The sequence below is a fragment of the Microcoleus sp. D2_18a_B4 genome (genome assembly GCF_036702475.1).
In the GTDB taxonomy this organism is placed as follows: Bacteria; Cyanobacteriota; Cyanobacteriia; order Cyanobacteriales; family Microcoleaceae; genus Microcoleus.
In genome coordinates this window covers 126,581-143,086 of the sequence record NZ_JAUBTL010000012.1, presented here as the reverse complement: position 1 = coordinate 143,086, position 16,506 = coordinate 126,581, and the positions used below count along the sequence as shown (strand labels likewise).

The following is a 16,506-nucleotide window of genomic DNA, read 5'->3' as shown; positions in this document are numbered from 1 at the left end:
TGACAACACGATAAAACTGTGGAACCTGCAAACCCAAAAACCGATTGCCACCCTCACCGGCCATAGCAGTTCGGTCATGAGTGTCGCCTTTAGCCCAGATGGCAAAACCTTGGCTTCTGCAAGCCTTGACAAGACGATCAAACTGTGGACTTGGGATGTCGATCGACTGATGGCATTCGGCTGCAACTGGATCAGCGATTATCTCAGAACAAACCCGAAAGTGACAGCCGAGGATAAACAGATGTGTTCTGATTACCTCAACCAAAAGTCAATCAAAAAGGAGTAGGCAAAAACAGCCCGCGAGCAAAATGCGCGCACTACATTTTTTCACCTCAGCACAAATTCCACCTTTTCCGTAGTCCATTCATTACTCGCTTTAGTTACAACCTCCGCCTTTCGCCCCTGTAAATCTTGGTCTAACGCTGGCAATTCCCACAAGTGATAATTTGACTGTGTTGTTGTTAGTCATGGGTTCGGGAATTGCTCTGGTTTTCTGGAGCTTTTACCTTATGTTTGCTTAAGGAGATTTCTTTTACTTAAACGGGTAAAGGTCTTTGTATTTCTATACGGTTCAGTCTTAGTATACCACCAAACTGGCAATAAAATCTTTGCTGCCCGTTAAGTAAGTTTACACGGTCACAGAATCTAAACCTATCATAACCAGTGGGATTGATTTGCTTGAGTTCTTCAACAAATTTAACTGTGTTTGGTTTATTTCCGGTTCGATAGTAACTTTCTGGCGATTTAAATGTTATAGCAATCCTTGCAGGAGTCGTAAATTTTTGACCCCACCCCAACCCTCCCCTTATCAAGGGGAGGGAGTAAGAAATTCACAATGATTTAGGATGGCTATAGGCCTGTTCCACAGTAATGTTCGCGATTTGCACAAACCTTTACAAAAATTAATTCACCTTGACAATCGGCTTTCCCAATCTCTCTGATTCACTACGCGCAGTTTTGGCACATATTCCGCAGATGTAACTCATCTTATTGCAATAGTCGGGACAGTTTTTAATTCGTAGTGTGAAACCCTGGATTTCCGGGAAAGTAAGTCGATATGTAAAGCTATCATCAAAAAAGCGATCGCTTCGTCAGGATTTACGCAAAAAGTGGTTTGACTCGCCGCGAATTATAGCGACTTCAGTCCTCGGATTTTATGAGGACTGAAGTCCGAACGATCGAACCAGTTCTCTGTTCTTAGCTAGACAATATAAGGAGAATCGATCGCCTTTGCCCGATTAGTGGCCACCAAAGTCTGATAAATTAAAGCTGAAATCTCAGCGCGGGTAATGTCCCGAAGTGGCGAAAGCCAATCGCGGGAAGGATAATTAACTACAATCTTCAAAGCAGTTGCTGTGCCGATCGCACTCAAAGCATAATTAGGAATTTGAGAGCGATCGCTGTAAACTTTCAAAGAATCAGGATTACCGCCCTTAAGTTCCAAACCGTTAACCAAAGACACGATCGCGTCAGCCTTAGTCAAGTTCTGATTCGGGCCGAACTTCAACCCCGGAAACCCCGCCAAAAACCCCCCCCGATTTGCTCGTTCGATCGCACTTCTCGCCCAAAAAGTAGCAGAAACATCAATAAAATTTGTAGCCGGCACCCTCGGAATCGGACTAAACGCACTCACCAACAGCGCCGCATATTGAGCACGGTTTAAACTGTCATCAGGCCTAAAAGAACCGTCAGGAAAACCGCTAATTATATTCGCCGCAGCCAAAGCTTCAATAAACTTCTGTGCCCAATGTCCAGAAATATCGCTGAACACTGCACCCCCGATATTCGGATTGCCGCCGCCCTTTCTCACCGCAGCTTGCACAGCTTTAAAAGCATTCACTTTCCCGTAACCAAACCAATCGCTGCGGCCGTTGTTAGGATCGTAATTTCCCATGCGATTGCCCAACTGGGGATCGGGATCGGGATCGACAATTTTCTCAGCAGTTTGTTCGAGAATTCCCCGCACTTCCCGCGCCGTCAAACGGGGGTTAGCCGAAAGTATCAACCCTGCAACCCCAGCGACTACTGGAGTGGCGCTGGAAGTGCCGCCAAAAGTATCAGTATAGTCCCCCATGTCGTAGCCCCGATCGCCCACTCGATCGGCAGTAAACACCCCCAAACCGGGCAAATACTGCGTCACCTCCGGCGGCGTGCTGATAAATCCGGTTTCTGGCAACCAAGTTCCCGGCGGCGCGTTGTTGCTGGGGGCGCAAACCGAGATGCTGGTACCCCAATTGCTGTAGGCTGCTTTTTTGTTGAGGGAAGTGGAAGCGCTGACGGCAATTACGTCTGGGTGGACGGCAAATCCGTTTAGCCATCTAGTTTGACCCTCCACGACGTTGTTGGGCCAGCCTTTCTCGTTAATTGTGCCGTTGACTGGACGGTTGGCATTCCCCGCTGCGAACAGAATAACGCAGCCTCTGCCGCCCCGCCCTTGGGTTGCTGCTTTGGTGATGACGGCACTCTGCCGCAGGGAAAGGGGATAGTAAACTGCAGCAGGCCCCCAACTGCAAGAAATGACGGCGGCACCTTTTTCGATCGCCCAATTAAATATTTTTTCGACAGAATTGTCATCGAGAAAACCACTGGTACGGATGGGCATCAGGGCGCATCCGGGGGCGACGCCGACAATGCCTTTGCCGTTTTCTTCAGCAACCGCGACGCCGGCACAACTTGTGCCGTGGTTGTCTGAGTCGGCGACTGGCATCGGGGAAGTGTCGCCCTCTTTGAAATCGATGGGTGAGACGATTTTGCCTTGGCCTTGAAAATCTGGGTGGGTGATGTCAACTGCATCGTCGGCGATCGCAATTACGATCGATCGAACTCCGCGAGTCATGTTCCAAGCTGGTTCTGCATAAATTTGAGCACCGCCGACAAGTTCGTTGCCGCCTTTATTGTTGAGATACCACTGTTTGGGATAAAGCGGATCGCGGGGCGTGTAATGCTGCTGCGTCTCTACTAAAATGTTGGGTTCTGCTACGAGAACTTCTGCATATCTTGTCAGGCGGTTGGCAATTTTGATCGGGTTTTCTGTTGCTTGTTTGGTGACGAAGCAGACGAAGGTGTTGGGAATTCCTTCTACTGGCCGGACTATTTGTAAAGCTGCTGCATTGGCGATCGCATTTCGCGATTGTTCGTCTACTTGTTCGCCAAATTGAATAGTAATTTCGTCTGTCAGGTAAAAGAATGTACTCGGATTGTTCGCGGGGCAATAGACGTGGCTGGCAAAAGCTACGGCATCGCTGGCGCGGGCTGCTTGCATTGCTGCTTCTAGGCGATCGGGTGAAACGAGATATTCTTCGAGATTGGTTTGGCCGACGCGACGGTTGAGTTTTGCCCCAGTTGTTGCAGCCCAATCGTTTGAGGCTGATGCTGTTGATGAGGGGCGAACTGTAAAGCGATCGTCCGCTTTTGACAGCAGCAATTCATCACCGCCACGCTGCAAAATCACTGGCAGACTTTCTTCTGGAACTCCAATTCCTTGATAATTTTGGAGAGTGTCGGAGGTCGGTTTGCTTGGTTGTACCATCAGAAATGTTCCTGTTTAATTTGGATGTAGATTTATCAAACATATTTATAAGCTGTCAGGGAGGTTTTTGCTATGAGGGGTTGGAAGCTGTAACTAACAGCGGTAGTTTTTCCATCAGTCCGCGTCGGACTTAGTTTGTGCGATCGCGTTGCTAGCGGTGTCAACCGCCGAGTCTTTTTCGATATCAGCGAGTTTTTCAGATAAACACGCTCAAATAAACACGCTAGGATTAATATTAAAAAATTCTCCCAGCGCCTTAGCTTGCGCCTTGCTAATCGCCCGTTTCCCATTAACCACCTCAGAGACTACTCCTTTGGAACCAATCACACCCACCAAATCGGCTTGTTTGAGTTCGCGAACTTCGATGAAATGCAATAGAACATCCCGGGGAGTCACTTCTGGATCTGGGTAATATTTTGATTCGTATTCTTCGATCAACAGCCCCCAGAGACTCAGTAAAGTTTCTTCTTCTACTGTTAATTCTTCTTTAGACATCAGAAAATCGACTTCTGCGAGGGCAAGATCATTATCTTCTTCGTTCAGGATTGGCTTAGGCTGAGATTTAGCCAGCAGTTGACCGTAAGCTGTTTTTTCAATTGTGATGTTCATTTCTCATTCCTTTGCTTGCTTACTTAGACATGGTTCTCAAGTAGAAGGTGGGTGTTTGTTTCTCGGTATCATGATTTTGAACTTTGGAGTAAATGTTTGTGATTGATTGAATACATCAGGGAATCAATCGGTAAGGATTCCCCGATATTTTTAGTCGGACTTAACCTATTTTATGTTTAACTTCATCTTCATCATTCCACTTGATTTTCTCATATTCGCTATGGGTTAAAAATTTTTTAAAATATATAATTTTGGCGGTATAGTTTATTTTTACAATTAATCTATACTGATTGCCTTTAATATTAAATATGGTATATCCACAGACTTGATCGACCGATTTGGAATATCCCTGTCGAATCTCTTCTAGTGATTCCCAATCGTTGTCTTTGATGGCCTTGCGCCAGACTGCGATCGCAGCCTTGGCATCGTCGGAGTAGGATTCGATCGCACTCTCCAGATTTTTCTTGGAAATTAGCCTCATTCCAGTACCGTTTTTTACACGACACCTCTATGTTCTCATACTGAGAACATTATGTCAAGTCTCTACTTGAATTTTTCCTCAAGAGCCTTTTGCCCGATCGCGCACCCTTTGACATTTCAACAAATTTGGTTTACACTTAGCCGGTTGCGATCGCCAATGGTAAGATCGGCTCAAGCTAAATATTTTTTTAAAGCGCACAGGCGCAAAGTAATTTCATGGTATACTCTGGAACTGTTTGTTGGCTTCGCTCCACTGCCCGGATTACGATCGGGGCGATCGCAGCTTTTACCCTGTTGCAACCGCTCCAAGTCCAAGCACAACAACCTTCTGGGCCAGAGAACCAACCGCAAGTCGAGCCCGCCGACGACCCCACAGACCCCAACAATCTTCGCCCTCTGACGCAAGACAGCAGTCTGCTGAGCGTCCCAGGAGGCCAGCGTTTGATGACAGAAGCCAGCAGTGCTATTTCCTCTCAGAATTACGCACTCGCTACTCAAAAGCTGCAAGAATCCCGCCAAATTTTCAATCAACTGTCCAACTTCTACCAACAACTGGGTAGCAGTTTTGCCGGAATTGACATCCGCTTGGCGGAAAGCCACCGCACCAAAGCTGTAGAAACGGCCCAAATGCGCGACGAAGCTACCTACCGGCTGGCGTTGGTACACCGGGCGCAAAATAAGCCCGAACTGGCTGTGCCCCTGCTGATTCAGATTATTCGATCGCAGCAGCCAACTCGCGACTTGGGCAAGAAAGCTTACCAGCAGTTACTGGAATTGGGTTTTGTGGATTCGCCCTTTCCCCGGCCTGCCAGCAGTCAACCGAGCTCATCGACAAAATAGTTCCACTAAAATCTAAATTACAGTCGTTTATCAGAGAAACCAATGGTTACACCGTCTCAAGTAGCAGAAATGATTAAGGCAGGGTTGCCCGACGCTAAAATACAAGTTGACGATTTGACCGGCGGCGGTGACCACTACCAGGCGAGAGTCGTCTCTGCAGCCTTTGAAGGAAAAAGCCGAGTACAGCAGCACCAAATGGTCTACGGCGCTCTCAAACAGGCAATGGCTAGTGAAGCTATCCACGCTTTGGGCTTGGAAACCTTAACTCCCGCAGAATGGGAAGCGAAAAGTCAAGTTGCTTAATTGTTGAGCGGCAATTGGGTATCACAAGTTTGTGCTTCTGTCAATAGTTGCTTGAAATACAACTGCTGCACTTACGCACAAAAACCAAAGAAACCGGGTTTTTTAACCGGAATCTATGGCTGTAACGAAAGATTTTCGTAAAAAACCCGATTTCTGCGTCAGTCAACGTTTAAAAATTTTCAAACAATATTAGGAGCTACCATGACTACAGCAGCACATGAAAGAATTGACGAGTTGGTTAAGCAAAACAAAATCATGGTGTTTATGAAGGGCAATAAGTTAATGCCCCAGTGTGGTTTTTCTAATACTGTGGTGCAAATTCTCAATACTTTGGGAGTGCCTTACGAAACTGTTGATGTTTTGGCAGACCAGGAAATTCGTCAAGGCGTTAAAGAGTATTCCAACTGGCCGACAATTCCTCAAGTTTATATCAACGGCGAATTTGTTGGTGGCTCGGATATTATGATCGAGATGTATCAAAAGGGCGAATTGCAAGAAGTTGTAGAAGTGGCTTTGGCTTCTTAAATTAGACAGAAAAAACATTTCCCCGACTTCTTAAAGAAGTCGGGGAAATAACAGCAATCGGGTTTTACGTTGAATTAAGTTAATTTACTTAATTACTTATGTCCAGGCAAAGCCTAGGAACGCAATGCAGTCGGCTAGGCATCGAATTTTTAGGCTCCCAAAGCGAGGCCGAGCCTGTGGACATCGGTTCCGAGGCATAGCCAGGGAACCCGTTAAAATTGCCAATTCCCAATTCCCAATTCCCAATTCCCAATTCCCAATTCCCAATTCCCACATCATCAAGGGTTTATCAAACCGAATTTGCTATTTAATAGTAGTCTGATTCAGCCTGTGTCTGTGTCTGTGGCATTGCAAAATTGGAGGGGTCGTGAATGTAACGCGCTGCTTCTTCCTCTAGTCTGTGAATCAGATAGGGTTCCAGACCGTTGGAATGCCGCAGGGCTGCTAAATAGCCGTCTAAGTAAAGCCGCAGGTCATCGAAGCGATAACCTCTATTCCACATTTCGACGAGGGCGTCGGTGAGTTTTTGGTAGTGCCGGATTGTTTGGGTGTCTTGTAGCATGGTATGAGCTTGAAATCCTTTGTGGTTTGTATAATGACGGCGGGATTTAGGAACGGCCTCGATTGATGCTGAGTGGCTCAGCTTGAGGCTATTTCTAAATAAAAGTTTTTACCCTGCTCAACAGGCTACCCTCCATAAAAAATTTCACTCGTTGCAATGCAGTTGCTCGACTTTTTGCGCGCACCTAGATAATTCGCTGTGCGTTTAATTAAGTCGGGATGTGGCTGAATTTGACGGTCAAAGTGGCTGAGTGTTCCGGCTACCGAGCGAACGGTTGGAGGAATTCTAGTTTCACTTGCGCGATTTGTCAACCTCCTGGGAGTCGGGGCTGGATCGGGGGGATCGCTTTTAGCAGGCGGTTGGGGCATGGGGTCGATCGGCTTTACACTGTCTTATTTTCATTGTAAGCTTACCGCCAGAATGATTTCACCTTTCTGCAGGCTGACCCTGCCAAATTAACCTAATCTTTAAAATTCGTACCCTAGATATGTCCGCTGCTTTAAACGCAGCTAATGCTTGAGTAGCGATGGTTACAAAAGCTTGACAAAAGCTCTGTTAACCTTGTAGCAATTAGTGATATGGGAAGCTCGCCTCTGTGGAATCTGCAAGTATTTCAATTGTTGAAGGGAATCCGCACCTGCGATCGCTCTTGGGCTGGCATCTACAGCAAGTCGGTCACTGGGTGCACCAGTCAGCGGATATCAGTCACGCTAGGGAAATATTTTTCAGCCGCCAGCCAACCCTAGTCATTCTGGATGCCCAATTGCCGGATGGGGACGGTTTGGAATTTTGCCACTGGCTGCAACAGCAGCAGCAGTCGCTGATTTTGATGCTGTCGGCGCGGAATTCGGAATCGGATATTGTTGAAGGTTTGAAGGCGGGGGCAGACGATTACCTGACTAAACCCTTTGGGATGCAAGAGTTTATGGCCAGGGTGGAAGCTCTGATGCGCCGCAACCGCACGATGCTACCGCCGGCGACGCTGGAGTGCGGGCTGCTGAAAATTGACTTGGTGCAACGCCGAGTGAGGTTGTACGACGAACATATTGAGCTGACTCCCCAGGAATTTAGCCTGCTGTACGTGCTAGCTCAAGCTGGAGGAGTGCCGCTGTCGCGCTCGGATTTGCTGCGTCGGGCCTGGCCTGATGCTATTGATAACCCCCGGACGATCGACACTCACGTACTCTCTCTGCGTAAAAAAATCGAAATCGACCCGCGACAGCCGAGCCTAATTCAAACTGTACGGAATGTCGGCTACCGACTGAATCTGGAGTTGTTGAATAGTGCCAATCAACATTCACCAGTGCCCAGGGCGGTGCTTTCTTAGACTACGATCGGTCTATAAGTCTGATTTTATTTTGGGAATTGATTGGCGATCGCATCGGTTTTCGCCGCCATAATAAAATCATTCCGGTGCAGTCCAGAAATCTCGTGAGTCCACCAAGTAACGGTAACTTTCCCCCACTCGGTTAACAGTGCGGGGTGATGTCCTTCAGTTTCTGCTGCTTCGCCGACGCTGTTTGTAAAGGCGATCGCACTTTTGAAATCCGGGAATTCGTAGGTGCGTTCTATTTTGGGAATGCCATTTTTTTCGATCAAATTCCAGTCGGGAATTTGAGGTTTTAGCTGGACAATTTCGTAAGCTGTGACGCGGGCAGAGTTTGGGCTGCAGGCGGCACAGCGTTCTGTTGCTAAAGGTTCCATAAATTGCTGTTTAGCGATCGGATTATCAAAGATATTATAGACATTTCTAATCTGAATTATTTTGAACGGCAACTGTCCTTTAGGATGGACATCTTGCACCATTTTCAATAAGCTTTTTATGGGCGGGTAGGATGCCCAACCCCTACTCCACACAAGAAATTCACTGGGAGCATCTCAATGAAAGCAGTCAAGCTAGAAATTGGAGTTAGGAGTCAGGAGTCAGGAGCCAGGAGAAAAGAGTCAGAAGGAAGAAGTCAGGAGCAAGAAGAAGTGTTTTTACAAATATGAAATGCTCCCAATTCACTCTTTGTGGAACAGGCATCTTGCCTGTTATTGAGAATGGTGCCAGGTAGACATTGCGATCGAAAGCGTTCATAAAACAGAGGAGCAATCATTTAAAATTTAGGGAAATAATCGTTCACCGTGGAATCGCTTAACCGATAATATCAGGAAGGGGCGGGTTGATTTGGCTATCTTGCTGATATTGTAAACGTTGGTGAACCCGCCCCTGCAAGTGCGATCGCTCAACCGATAATTTTCTTAATCAAATCCAACTTACCTAGATAGGGAGCGTACCGCCATTTTAAGTCAAGTAAAAATGACTTTTGCAGCACGCTTTTTTGATGAGAAAAAGTGTCAAAACTTGCTTTTCCGTGATAGGTGCCGATGCCGCTGTCGCCAACTCCGCCAAAAGGTAAACTTGTTACTCCGACTTGCATAACTGTGTCGTTTATGCAAACTCCGCCGGAAGAAGTTTCCCGCAAAACTCGCTCTTGTTTCTCTTTATCCTTCGAGAACAAATACAAAGCTAGGGGTTTGGGACGGGCGTTGATTTGGGCGATCGCCTCCCCGAAATCATCATACTCCAAAACTGGCAAAATCGGCCCGAAAATCTCATCCTTCATCACAGGCGCATCCCAGGAAACCTTGTCTAGAACCGTCGGTGCAATATATTTATCTTCGGGGTTTGTTTGACCGCCGACGACAACTTCTCCGTCTTTGATAAACTCTGCCAAACGTCCTAAATGATGCTGATTGATAATTCGGGAATAGTCGGGACTTTTCTGCGGATCGTCGCCGTAAAATCCGTGAATTGCTGTTTTAATTGCCTGCATCAAATCGGGTTTAACTTTTTTATCAACTAACAGGTAATCTGGAGCGATACAAGTTTGACCGGCATTGATGAATTTGCCCCACGCAATGCGTTTAGCAGTGTATTCAACTTGAATATCTGAGTCTACAATGCAAGGAGTTTTGCCGCCTAATTCTAATGTGACAGGTGTCAGGTGTTTGGCGGCGGCTTCCATGACTATTCTACCGATTTTTGTGCCACCTGTAAAGAAGATGTGATCGAATTTTTCTGCTAATAATTGTTGGCTGATTTCGACTCCTCCTTCGACGGCGGCTACGTAGGCGGGATCGAAGGTTTTGGTAATCATGTCGGCGACAACTGCCGACGTGTGCGAGGCGATTTCTGAAGGTTTGAGGATGGCGCAGTTGCCGGCGGCGATCGCCCCGACTAAGGGTGATATCATTAGCTGAAATGGGTAATTCCAAGGCCCGATGATTAAAACTACGCCCAAAGGTTCTGGGTAAATGCGGGCCGATGCTGGGAATTGATCGATCGAAGTAGGCACTTTTTTCGGCTTTGCCCACGATTTAACATTTTTGATGGCATAATTAACTTCTGCGATCGCAGCAATTTCAAAGTAAGCCTCGTACTCCGGCCTGTTCAAATCAGCCTTGACAGCATCCACAATCCGTGATTGATTGGAAACGATCGCACTTTTAAGTTTTTTCAGTTGTTCGATCCGAAAATCCACATCCTTAGTTTTCCCAGTCGCAAAAAATTGCCGCTGCTGCTGGATAATATCGCTGACGCTGATTACCATTTTTTGTCCTCCATGTCTATAAATAAATGTTACAACAGGAAAACGGAAGTTGGGTAAAGTGCGATCGGTGTTAGATCCTCGACTTATTGAACAAGTCGGGGGTATTGCCTTTACAAATCATTGAGAAATGCTATAAATTAGAAGCTAATAATTGTGGAAATGACAATGGAGTTCGCTTATGAAAATATCTAAGAACGATTTTTTTTTCTATTCCTGCTGGCTGCTTTGCTTGCTTGCAGTAGCAGGATGTACCTCTAAGCTCGAAAAGCAAGTTGTCATCTGCTCGAAAGACTTTACCGAACAAGCCATTCTCGCAGAAATTTTAGCACAGCACATCGAAGCTAAAACAGATATCAAAGTAGAACGAGAACTGAATCTCGGAGGTTCGCTTTGCCATCAATCCCTAACAGCAGGTAAAATCGATTTGTACGTCGAATACACGGGGACTGCTTACGCCAACCTGCTCAAACAGAAACCGATTTCTGACCCCAAAAAAGTCCTCGACTACCTCAAACAAGAATATCCCAAACAGTTTAAGGCAGAATGGACGGAACCGCTGGGATTTAATAACAGTTTTGCGATTATTGTGCGGGGAGACGATGCCAAAAAACTCAATTTACAAACTCTCTCGCAACTTGGGAAAGCTGCACCTAACCTCCGGGCTGGTTTCGGCCCAGAATTTAACGAGAGAGAAGATGGATTTCCCGGATTGGCTAAAACTTACGGGATTAAATTTCGAGAACAACCGAAGGAATTGCTGTTAGGATTGCTTTATCAAGCGTTGCAACAAAAAGAAGTAGATGTGATTGCTGGTAATACGACGGATGGTTTGATTCAAAGTTTAGGTTTAGTAGTTCTCAAAGATGACAAGAACTATTTCCCGCCCTACGAAGCAGTTCCGGTTGTGCGATCGCAAATTTTGGAAAAATACCCGGAATTGCGTCCAGTGCTCGCAGAATTGGGCGGGAAAATCTCCGAAGAAGATATGCGTAAACTAAACTATCAAGTTGACGGGAAACAGCAGGAAGCCGGACAAGTGGCGCGGGAGTTTTTGCAGCAAAAGTTGGGCGACTCAAAGCCAGTAACTCCGGCGAAATAAAGGGTTTCATTGTTCTGCCTGTTTGCGGAACCGTATTGTGGTTAGCTATACTATTAGTTAGACTCATATAAATAAATGAAGGTATAAAGCTATGACAACTGTCAAAACTGCTATCTCATTGCCAGCATCTTTATTTGAACAAGCCGAAACATTAGCTGGCGAAATGCAAATTTCGCATAGCTTTTTGATCGAAATAGCGCTTGAACAATTTATCCGCCGCCGCGAAAATCAACAACTGTTAGAAAAAATTAATGCTGCTTGCGAAGCACCTCTCTCTCAAGAAGAACAAGTTTTGCTTCGCAAGATGAGTCGCTCTCATCGCAGGCTGGTGGAAGGCGAATGGTAATCAATATTTTCCAAGCTGCAAAACAGGAGCTTTTATTGCTTCAATCTGGGACTCGGCCACTTCAACTGTAATTGCTTCGATATTGAAACCCTCTAAGCTATAACCATCTTCTTCACCTTCCGGCATCTGGTAGTGTTCAACGATAGTTGCTGTATCACCTTTTTTAAGGCCATACTTAGGAATATCTTCTCGCAATGCTACCTGTGAAAACAGTTCAAATTTCATGGGGTTTAACCTCTTGTCAATCAGGAACTAATGTAACAAATCTGGTTTCGGATGGAGTAACGATCCAAACGGTTTTAACTTGTAAAATCGTACCGTTTGGACCTGTTAAACTGCCTTTAATCATGTACTTTTGACCGTATCTGGTGTTTTCCATTTGCTCCGCTTCCAGAGGAAGTATCTGGCTTCTTAAATCTCGATCGAGCTGTTGCCAGTTTTCTATGCTGTAACCACCTCGATCGAGAAACTGAGATTTGTCGTCTTTAGGAAGCCGGATTAATAAATAGTTGGTCAGCTTTGCTGAAGGAATAACCGAGTTAAGGCTGAGTTTTGCCATAGGAAAAATTTCCTCTTAAGTCCCTTCACTCAGCCTCCGCAAATTCAAAATATCGCTCATCTTTTTAATTTGCATACAAGTGCGCTCGAACTGTTGTTTATCCTGGATATCCATGCACAAGTCAATTAATGCAGGCAATCCGGGATATGTTTTGACTTGAGCGCTGCGGACGTTTACTTGGTTGTCCTTCAAATGCGATAAAACATCGTTGAGAACTCCCACTCGATCGAGGGCTTCAATTTGAATGTTAACCGGATAAGTGTTGGGCCGAGATTCATTGCGGTTGCTGGAATTCCAACTCACAGGAACCAAGCGATCCCCAGGTACGTTCTCAACATTTGAACATCCTTGCCGGTGAATCGAAATTCCGCGGGTGCGAGTCACAACTCCAATAATTGATTCCCCAGGAATCGGACAACAACACCCGGATAAATGGTAGAGCAATCCCTCTACACCTGCGATCGGCGATTTGCTCGGAGACGAACTCGGTACTGGTTTCGGTGCCGTCGATGCAGGTATTAGCTGGGGCAATTCCTGCCCTCCTGTGGGAGCAGCTTCAATTTTTTGCTGCACTTTTACTAAATCTCGCAGTCGATTTACTACGAGATTTAGGGTAACTTCGCCGTACCCCAAACCGGCGATTAAATCTTCGACGCTGTGGTAGTTGCAGCGCTGAGCCACAGACTGCATGGGTTCAGATTTCAGCAAGGATTCTAAGCCGTTTTTACCTAATTCTTTTTCCAGCAATTCCCGCCCGCGAGCGAGATTTTCATCTCGGTGCGATCGCTTCAACCACTGGCGAATTCGGTTTTTTGCTCCGTTTGTCTTGACAAAATTCAGCCAGTCGGAACTCGGATGACCATTTTTTTGGGTCAAGATTTCTACAATATCGCCGTTCTTTAAAACCTTGTCTAGTGTTACCATTCGCCCGTTTACTCTGGCACCGGTGCAGTGATTGCCAATTTCTGTGTGAATGCGGTAAGCAAAATCTACGGGAGTTGATCCGCTATTGAGAGCAATCACGTCTCCGTTAGGAGTAAAAACGTAAATATCTTCGTCGAATAAGTTGTCCTTAATGCTTTGTAAATATTCGCGATCGTCTTTGAGGTCGCTTTGCCATTCTAGGAGTTGTCGCAGCCAAGTAAATTTTTCGTCGTCGCCGGTAACTGTTGTGTTAGAACCGCCAGTTTCTTTGTATTTCCAGTGCGCGGCAATGCCGTATTCTGCAATGTGGTGCATTGCTACGGTGCGAATTTGCACTTCGATGGGGCGGCCGCTGGTTCCGATTACTCCGGTGTGCAAAGATTGATAGCGGTTGGCTTTTGGTAAACCGATATAATCTTTAAAGCGTCCGGGAATCGGGCGGAAAGAATCGTGGACGATCGCCAAAGCCCGATAACAGTCATCATTGGTTTCTACTATGATCCGCACCGCCGCAATATCGTATACTTGCTTAAACCCTTTTTGGCGGCGCTGCATCTTCCCGTAAATTCCGTACAAATGTTTGGGACGGCCGCTAACTTCATAGCATTTAATGCCTAAATTGTCAAGCCTTTCTCGCAAACTATCTGTGACTTCTGCGAGTTGAGTTTCTCGATCGGCTCGCTTCTCGGCCACCAATTCCTGAATTTCGCGGTAAGCTTCGGGTTCCAGGTATTTAAACGCTAAATCTTCCAATTCCCACTTAAAGCGGCCAATACCCAAACGGTTTGCTAGGGGAGCAAAAATATCTCGGGTTTCTAGGGCAATACTGCGTTGCTTTTCTTCGGACAAATGCTCCAAAGTCCTCATGTTGTGCAGCCTGTCTGCCAGTTTGACGACAATGACGCGAATATCTTTAGCCATTGCTAGGAACATTCGGCGGAAATTTTCCGCAAGGCGCTCTGTTTTGCTGGAAAAATTAAACTTAGAAAGCTTGGTGACACCTTCAACCAACTGTCGCACTTCGGCGCCGAACCGCTGTTCTATTTCTTCGAGAGTAATATCTGTATCCTCAACAATGTCGTGGAGGAAGCCGGCGGCAATCATGACGTTGTTGCCGCCCATATACCGGAGTATTCCAGCGACAGCTACCGGATGGCAAATGTAAGGTTCTCCCGATTTGCGGTATTGTCCTTCGTGCAAGTCGCGGGCAAATTCAAAGGCCCGACAAATTAAGCTGTCGTCAGTCGAGCAATTCTGGTTAGGGCCCCCATCAGGCTCCGATCGAGCATTCAGGCATTCTTGCAGCCAATCGGGAACTACAGCAGGATCGATCGAAGGAGAGGGAGTCAGAGTGTTCGCGTTCATGGGGTACACCTTTAAAACTTAGAAATACAAATGGTTAAAAGCCAGTTTTTGGTTGAATTGCCGAAATTATGTGTTTAGCTATACTAAACTAATTGAATGCCACAATTTGCAATTCAAAAAAATAGTCGATTTTTCTGTTAACTCTACCTATCTAATTCCGAGTCGCCACCCCTCGGAGGTAGGAAAATATAGTGACACCACTGCCACCGCCGCAGTCTGTCGATCGGGGAAAATCGGGTAAAATAAGCATATTTTGGCGGTAGCCGTTGAGGTTGCGGGCGATCGGCATTTACCGGCAACGCTAAACTAAAAGCAGCAGCCAGAAGGGTAGAGTTAGGGCAGAAAATCAAAAAAAGTTCTCACAAAACAGGGAATAGCTCCAAAAACGCACAGCTTCCCTCCCTATGAGCAAACTTAAGTAAGTATCTACTTAGATTATAAATACAAATTTGTTTACAAAATCATGATATTGTCCGAAGACCGCCGCCAGTGCTACCAAGAATTACAGCAAGCGCTAGAACAACTACAAAGAACTGCTGCACAGGATAATCTGGATCGGGCCGCGCTGGCGATCGAATACAGAAAAGTGCAACAATTTTTCGGAAACCAAATTATGAGAGCCGAAAGCGATGACTTAGACGCCTCAGAAACACCCCCAGAGCAGTCCTACTTGACGGAAATTCACAAGCAACTGCGGTTATTGGGGACAGATGTCACGTTTTTGCAAGCGTCGCGCCAGCCAGCGACAGCAAAGGCGAGGCAAACTGGGGCGATCGCGCGGCTTAACACGCTAATTGGCTACTGTGGCGCGCTGCTGCAAAAAAATTCTGGTTCTTCAGGGCCCGCCCAGATACAGAATTAATAATTGAATTAACAGGGAATTAATAAGGCAAGGAGAAATAAAGCGGTGGAATGTCCAAAATGTAAACATCCCAATTTAGATGGCGGTACCTTAGCCGGTCGTATGTCCGTGCAGTGGTGTCCCAACTGTTACGGTATCTGGATTCCAGGCAGAGAATACGAAGCTTGGCAAAAAGAGCAAAGCCAGTGGTACAACAAATCCGAGAAGCCTGATGCGACAGGGACTCTGGGCATAGAATTCACCCCGTCTGTCTACGACAGCAAAGCAGCGCTGTGTCCCGAAGACGGTCACTATCTGTCGCGGGCGAAAGTTCCTTTCAGCAGAGTACCCTTTTACATAGAGCGCTGTATGTTGTGCGGGGGCATTTGGTGCGATAACGGCGAGTGGGACATTCTCGAAAGTCTGGGATTCCACACCGAGATTGACAAGATGTTTTCTGCGAATTGGCAAGCTAAGGCCCGCGTGCAAGAACTCGCATCTCGGGAACGTCAAGTGCTGACTGAGAAGCTGGGGCCGGATATCGCCGGATATGTGTTGGAACTCGCGGAAGTTTTAGCAGACCATCCTCACGCAGATTGTGCCGCTACTTACATACTGCGGAGAGCTGAGTTGAAGCGAAGGGAGATTTAGTCAGTTATTAGTTGTCAGTTGTCAGTTGTCAGTTGTTAGTTGTAAGTTGTCAGTTGTCAGTTATCAGTTGCTCGGTGAATGATGTACTAATAAAAGCTTTGTTTGTAGCTATTTTTATTTGTATTTACAAACAGCAGAGCAGTCTCTTGCCCATAACTAATAACTCTGAAACACTAAGAAGTAACAACTAACAGCCAGTATATTGACCATTAAATAACAAATAACAACTGACCACTGACCACTGACTACTGACAATCAAGCATCCAGGATACAAGCC

The 16,506-nt window shown here is 46.2% G+C and carries 20 protein-coding genes; 9 read left to right on the top strand and 11 right to left on the bottom strand.

Going from position 1 to position 16,506, the window contains the following annotated elements; all coding sequences use genetic code 11:
* Positions 1–286: hypothetical protein (locus QUB04_RS10035; protein ID WP_333283806.1), on the top strand; the 286-nt coding region annotated here is incomplete at its 5' end.
* 915 nt (positions 287–1,201) lie between these two features.
* Here QUB04_RS10035 and QUB04_RS10030 read toward each other — a convergent pair.
* The 3 genes from QUB04_RS10030 to QUB04_RS10020 all read right to left on the bottom strand — a co-directional run bounded on the left by QUB04_RS10030 (position 1,202) and on the right by QUB04_RS10020 (position 4,619).
* Positions 1,202–3,529, bottom strand: coding sequence for a S8 family serine peptidase (locus tag QUB04_RS10030; RefSeq protein WP_333283804.1), 2,328 nt, complete (start codon positions 3,527–3,529; stop codon positions 1,202–1,204).
* Between the two features lie 210 nt (positions 3,530–3,739).
* Positions 3,740–4,138, bottom strand: coding sequence for a transcriptional regulator (locus tag QUB04_RS10025; RefSeq protein WP_333283802.1), 399 nt, complete (start codon positions 4,136–4,138; stop codon positions 3,740–3,742).
* A 160-nt stretch (positions 4,139–4,298) separates the two neighbouring features.
* Positions 4,299–4,619: a type II toxin-antitoxin system HigB family toxin gene (locus QUB04_RS10020; protein WP_333283799.1), complete on the bottom strand. Its 321-nt coding sequence runs from the start codon at positions 4,617–4,619 to the stop codon at positions 4,299–4,301.
* Between the two features lie 215 nt (positions 4,620–4,834).
* Here QUB04_RS10020 and QUB04_RS10015 point away from each other — a divergent pair, with 215 nt between their 5' ends.
* The 3 genes from QUB04_RS10015 (at position 4,835) to grxD (ending at position 6,286) form a co-directional block, all read left to right on the top strand.
* Positions 4,835–5,458: a hypothetical protein gene (locus QUB04_RS10015; RefSeq protein WP_333283797.1), complete on the top strand. Its 624-nt coding sequence runs from the start codon at positions 4,835–4,837 to the stop codon at positions 5,456–5,458.
* Between the two features lie 42 nt (positions 5,459–5,500).
* The gene (locus QUB04_RS10010) at positions 5,501–5,761 is read left to right on the top strand and encodes a BolA family transcriptional regulator (protein WP_333042760.1); all 261 of its coding nucleotides are present in this window, start codon (positions 5,501–5,503) and stop codon (positions 5,759–5,761) included.
* A gap of 201 nt (positions 5,762–5,962) precedes the next feature.
* Positions 5,963–6,286, top strand: a complete 324-nt coding sequence (gene grxD / locus QUB04_RS10005) for a Grx4 family monothiol glutaredoxin (protein WP_333277517.1) — start codon at positions 5,963–5,965, stop codon at positions 6,284–6,286.
* Between the two features lie 307 nt (positions 6,287–6,593).
* Here the strand turns inward: grxD and QUB04_RS10000 are convergent, their stop codons facing one another.
* Together QUB04_RS10000 and QUB04_RS09995 are read right to left on the bottom strand one after the other, a co-directional pair.
* Positions 6,594–6,848: a DUF6761 family protein gene (locus QUB04_RS10000; RefSeq protein WP_333146016.1), complete on the bottom strand. Its 255-nt coding sequence runs from the start codon at positions 6,846–6,848 to the stop codon at positions 6,594–6,596.
* Positions 6,849–6,973: 125 nt separating this feature from the next.
* Complete coding sequence (locus QUB04_RS09995) at positions 6,974–7,216, bottom strand: hypothetical protein (RefSeq protein WP_333283794.1); 243 nt, start codon at positions 7,214–7,216, stop codon at positions 6,974–6,976.
* A gap of 227 nt (positions 7,217–7,443) precedes the next feature.
* Here QUB04_RS09995 and QUB04_RS09990 point away from each other — a divergent pair, with 227 nt between their 5' ends.
* The gene (locus tag QUB04_RS09990; RefSeq protein WP_333283792.1) at positions 7,444–8,175 is read left to right on the top strand and encodes a response regulator transcription factor; all 732 of its coding nucleotides are present in this window, start codon (positions 7,444–7,446) and stop codon (positions 8,173–8,175) included.
* 26 nt (positions 8,176–8,201) lie between these two features.
* On the opposite strand, the gene QUB04_RS09985 is transcribed toward QUB04_RS09990, so the two are convergent.
* Positions 8,202–8,654 (bottom strand): 4a-hydroxytetrahydrobiopterin dehydratase, encoded by a 453-nt coding sequence (locus tag QUB04_RS09985; RefSeq protein WP_333283790.1) that lies wholly within the window; start codon positions 8,652–8,654, stop codon positions 8,202–8,204.
* 422 nt (positions 8,655–9,076) lie between these two features.
* Positions 9,077–10,444 carry an aldehyde dehydrogenase gene (locus tag QUB04_RS09980; RefSeq protein ID WP_333283789.1) on the bottom strand — a complete coding sequence of 456 codons (1,368 nt, stop codon included), beginning with the start codon at positions 10,442–10,444 and terminating at the stop codon, positions 9,077–9,079.
* A 178-nt stretch (positions 10,445–10,622) separates the two neighbouring features.
* Here QUB04_RS09980 and QUB04_RS09975 point away from each other — a divergent pair, with 178 nt between their 5' ends.
* Together QUB04_RS09975 and QUB04_RS09970 are read left to right on the top strand one after the other, a co-directional pair.
* Positions 10,623–11,543, top strand: coding sequence for a glycine betaine ABC transporter substrate-binding protein (locus QUB04_RS09975; RefSeq protein WP_333283786.1), 921 nt, complete (start codon positions 10,623–10,625; stop codon positions 11,541–11,543).
* Positions 11,544–11,634: 91 nt separating this feature from the next.
* On the top strand, positions 11,635–11,889 hold the full coding sequence (locus tag QUB04_RS09970) for a hypothetical protein (protein ID WP_333283785.1): 255 nt from the start codon (positions 11,635–11,637) through the stop codon (positions 11,887–11,889).
* Here the strand turns inward: QUB04_RS09970 and QUB04_RS09965 are convergent, their stop codons facing one another.
* The 4 genes from QUB04_RS09965 to QUB04_RS09950 form a co-directional block, all read right to left on the bottom strand.
* Positions 11,890–12,114: a DUF4926 domain-containing protein gene (locus QUB04_RS09965; protein WP_242719868.1), complete on the bottom strand. Its 225-nt coding sequence runs from the start codon at positions 12,112–12,114 to the stop codon at positions 11,890–11,892. It abuts the gene before it with no gap.
* Positions 12,115–12,130: 16 nt separating this feature from the next.
* Positions 12,131–12,448, bottom strand: coding sequence for a DUF6883 domain-containing protein (locus QUB04_RS09960; protein WP_333101993.1), 318 nt, complete (start codon positions 12,446–12,448; stop codon positions 12,131–12,133).
* A 15-nt stretch (positions 12,449–12,463) separates the two neighbouring features.
* Entirely contained in the window at positions 12,464–14,737 is a 2,274-nt protein-coding gene (locus QUB04_RS09955) for a bifunctional (p)ppGpp synthetase/guanosine-3',5'-bis(diphosphate) 3'-pyrophosphohydrolase (protein ID WP_333283783.1), read from the bottom strand.
* Positions 14,738–14,880: 143 nt separating this feature from the next.
* Positions 14,881–15,087: a hypothetical protein gene (locus QUB04_RS09950; RefSeq protein WP_333283781.1), complete on the bottom strand. Its 207-nt coding sequence runs from the start codon at positions 15,085–15,087 to the stop codon at positions 14,881–14,883.
* A gap of 113 nt (positions 15,088–15,200) precedes the next feature.
* On the opposite strand from QUB04_RS09950, the gene patD reads away from it, so the two are divergent.
* Together patD and QUB04_RS09940 are read left to right on the top strand one after the other, a co-directional pair.
* Positions 15,201–15,599, top strand: a complete 399-nt coding sequence (gene patD, locus QUB04_RS09945) for a heterocyst frequency control protein PatD (RefSeq protein WP_333140213.1) — start codon at positions 15,201–15,203, stop codon at positions 15,597–15,599.
* Positions 15,600–15,644: 45 nt separating this feature from the next.
* On the top strand, positions 15,645–16,229 hold the full coding sequence (locus tag QUB04_RS09940) for a zf-TFIIB domain-containing protein (protein WP_333283779.1): 585 nt from the start codon (positions 15,645–15,647) through the stop codon (positions 16,227–16,229).
* The last annotated feature ends 277 nt before the right edge of the window (positions 16,230–16,506 follow it).

Bases quoted from the DNA above. Each gene is read 5' to 3' on its own strand.
- QUB04_RS10030 (WP_333283804.1), bottom strand. From the start codon at position 3,529: ATGGTACAACCAAGCAAACCGACCTCCGACACTCTCCAAAATTATCAA.
- QUB04_RS10025 (WP_333283802.1), bottom strand. From the start codon at position 4,138: ATGAACATCACAATTGAAAAAACAGCTTACGGTCAACTGCTGGCTAAA.
- QUB04_RS10020 (WP_333283799.1), bottom strand. From the start codon at position 4,619: ATGAGGCTAATTTCCAAGAAAAATCTGGAGAGTGCGATCGAATCCTAC.
- QUB04_RS10015 (WP_333283797.1), top strand. From the start codon at position 4,835: ATGGTATACTCTGGAACTGTTTGTTGGCTTCGCTCCACTGCCCGGATT.
- QUB04_RS10010 (WP_333042760.1), top strand. From the start codon at position 5,501: ATGGTTACACCGTCTCAAGTAGCAGAAATGATTAAGGCAGGGTTGCCC.
- grxD (WP_333277517.1), top strand. From the start codon at position 5,963: ATGACTACAGCAGCACATGAAAGAATTGACGAGTTGGTTAAGCAAAAC.
- QUB04_RS10000 (WP_333146016.1), bottom strand. From the start codon at position 6,848: ATGCTACAAGACACCCAAACAATCCGGCACTACCAAAAACTCACCGAC.
- QUB04_RS09995 (WP_333283794.1), bottom strand. From the start codon at position 7,216: ATGCCCCAACCGCCTGCTAAAAGCGATCCCCCCGATCCAGCCCCGACT.
- QUB04_RS09985 (WP_333283790.1), bottom strand. From the start codon at position 8,654: ATGGTGCAAGATGTCCATCCTAAAGGACAGTTGCCGTTCAAAATAATT.
- QUB04_RS09980 (WP_333283789.1), bottom strand. From the start codon at position 10,444: ATGGTAATCAGCGTCAGCGATATTATCCAGCAGCAGCGGCAATTTTTT.
- QUB04_RS09975 (WP_333283786.1), top strand. From the start codon at position 10,623: ATGAAAATATCTAAGAACGATTTTTTTTTCTATTCCTGCTGGCTGCTT.
- QUB04_RS09970 (WP_333283785.1), top strand. From the start codon at position 11,635: ATGACAACTGTCAAAACTGCTATCTCATTGCCAGCATCTTTATTTGAA.
- QUB04_RS09965 (WP_242719868.1), bottom strand. From the start codon at position 12,114: ATGAAATTTGAACTGTTTTCACAGGTAGCATTGCGAGAAGATATTCCT.
- QUB04_RS09960 (WP_333101993.1), bottom strand. From the start codon at position 12,448: ATGGCAAAACTCAGCCTTAACTCGGTTATTCCTTCAGCAAAGCTGACC.
- QUB04_RS09955 (WP_333283783.1), bottom strand. From the start codon at position 14,737: ATGAACGCGAACACTCTGACTCCCTCTCCTTCGATCGATCCTGCTGTA.
- patD (WP_333140213.1), top strand. From the start codon at position 15,201: ATGATATTGTCCGAAGACCGCCGCCAGTGCTACCAAGAATTACAGCAA.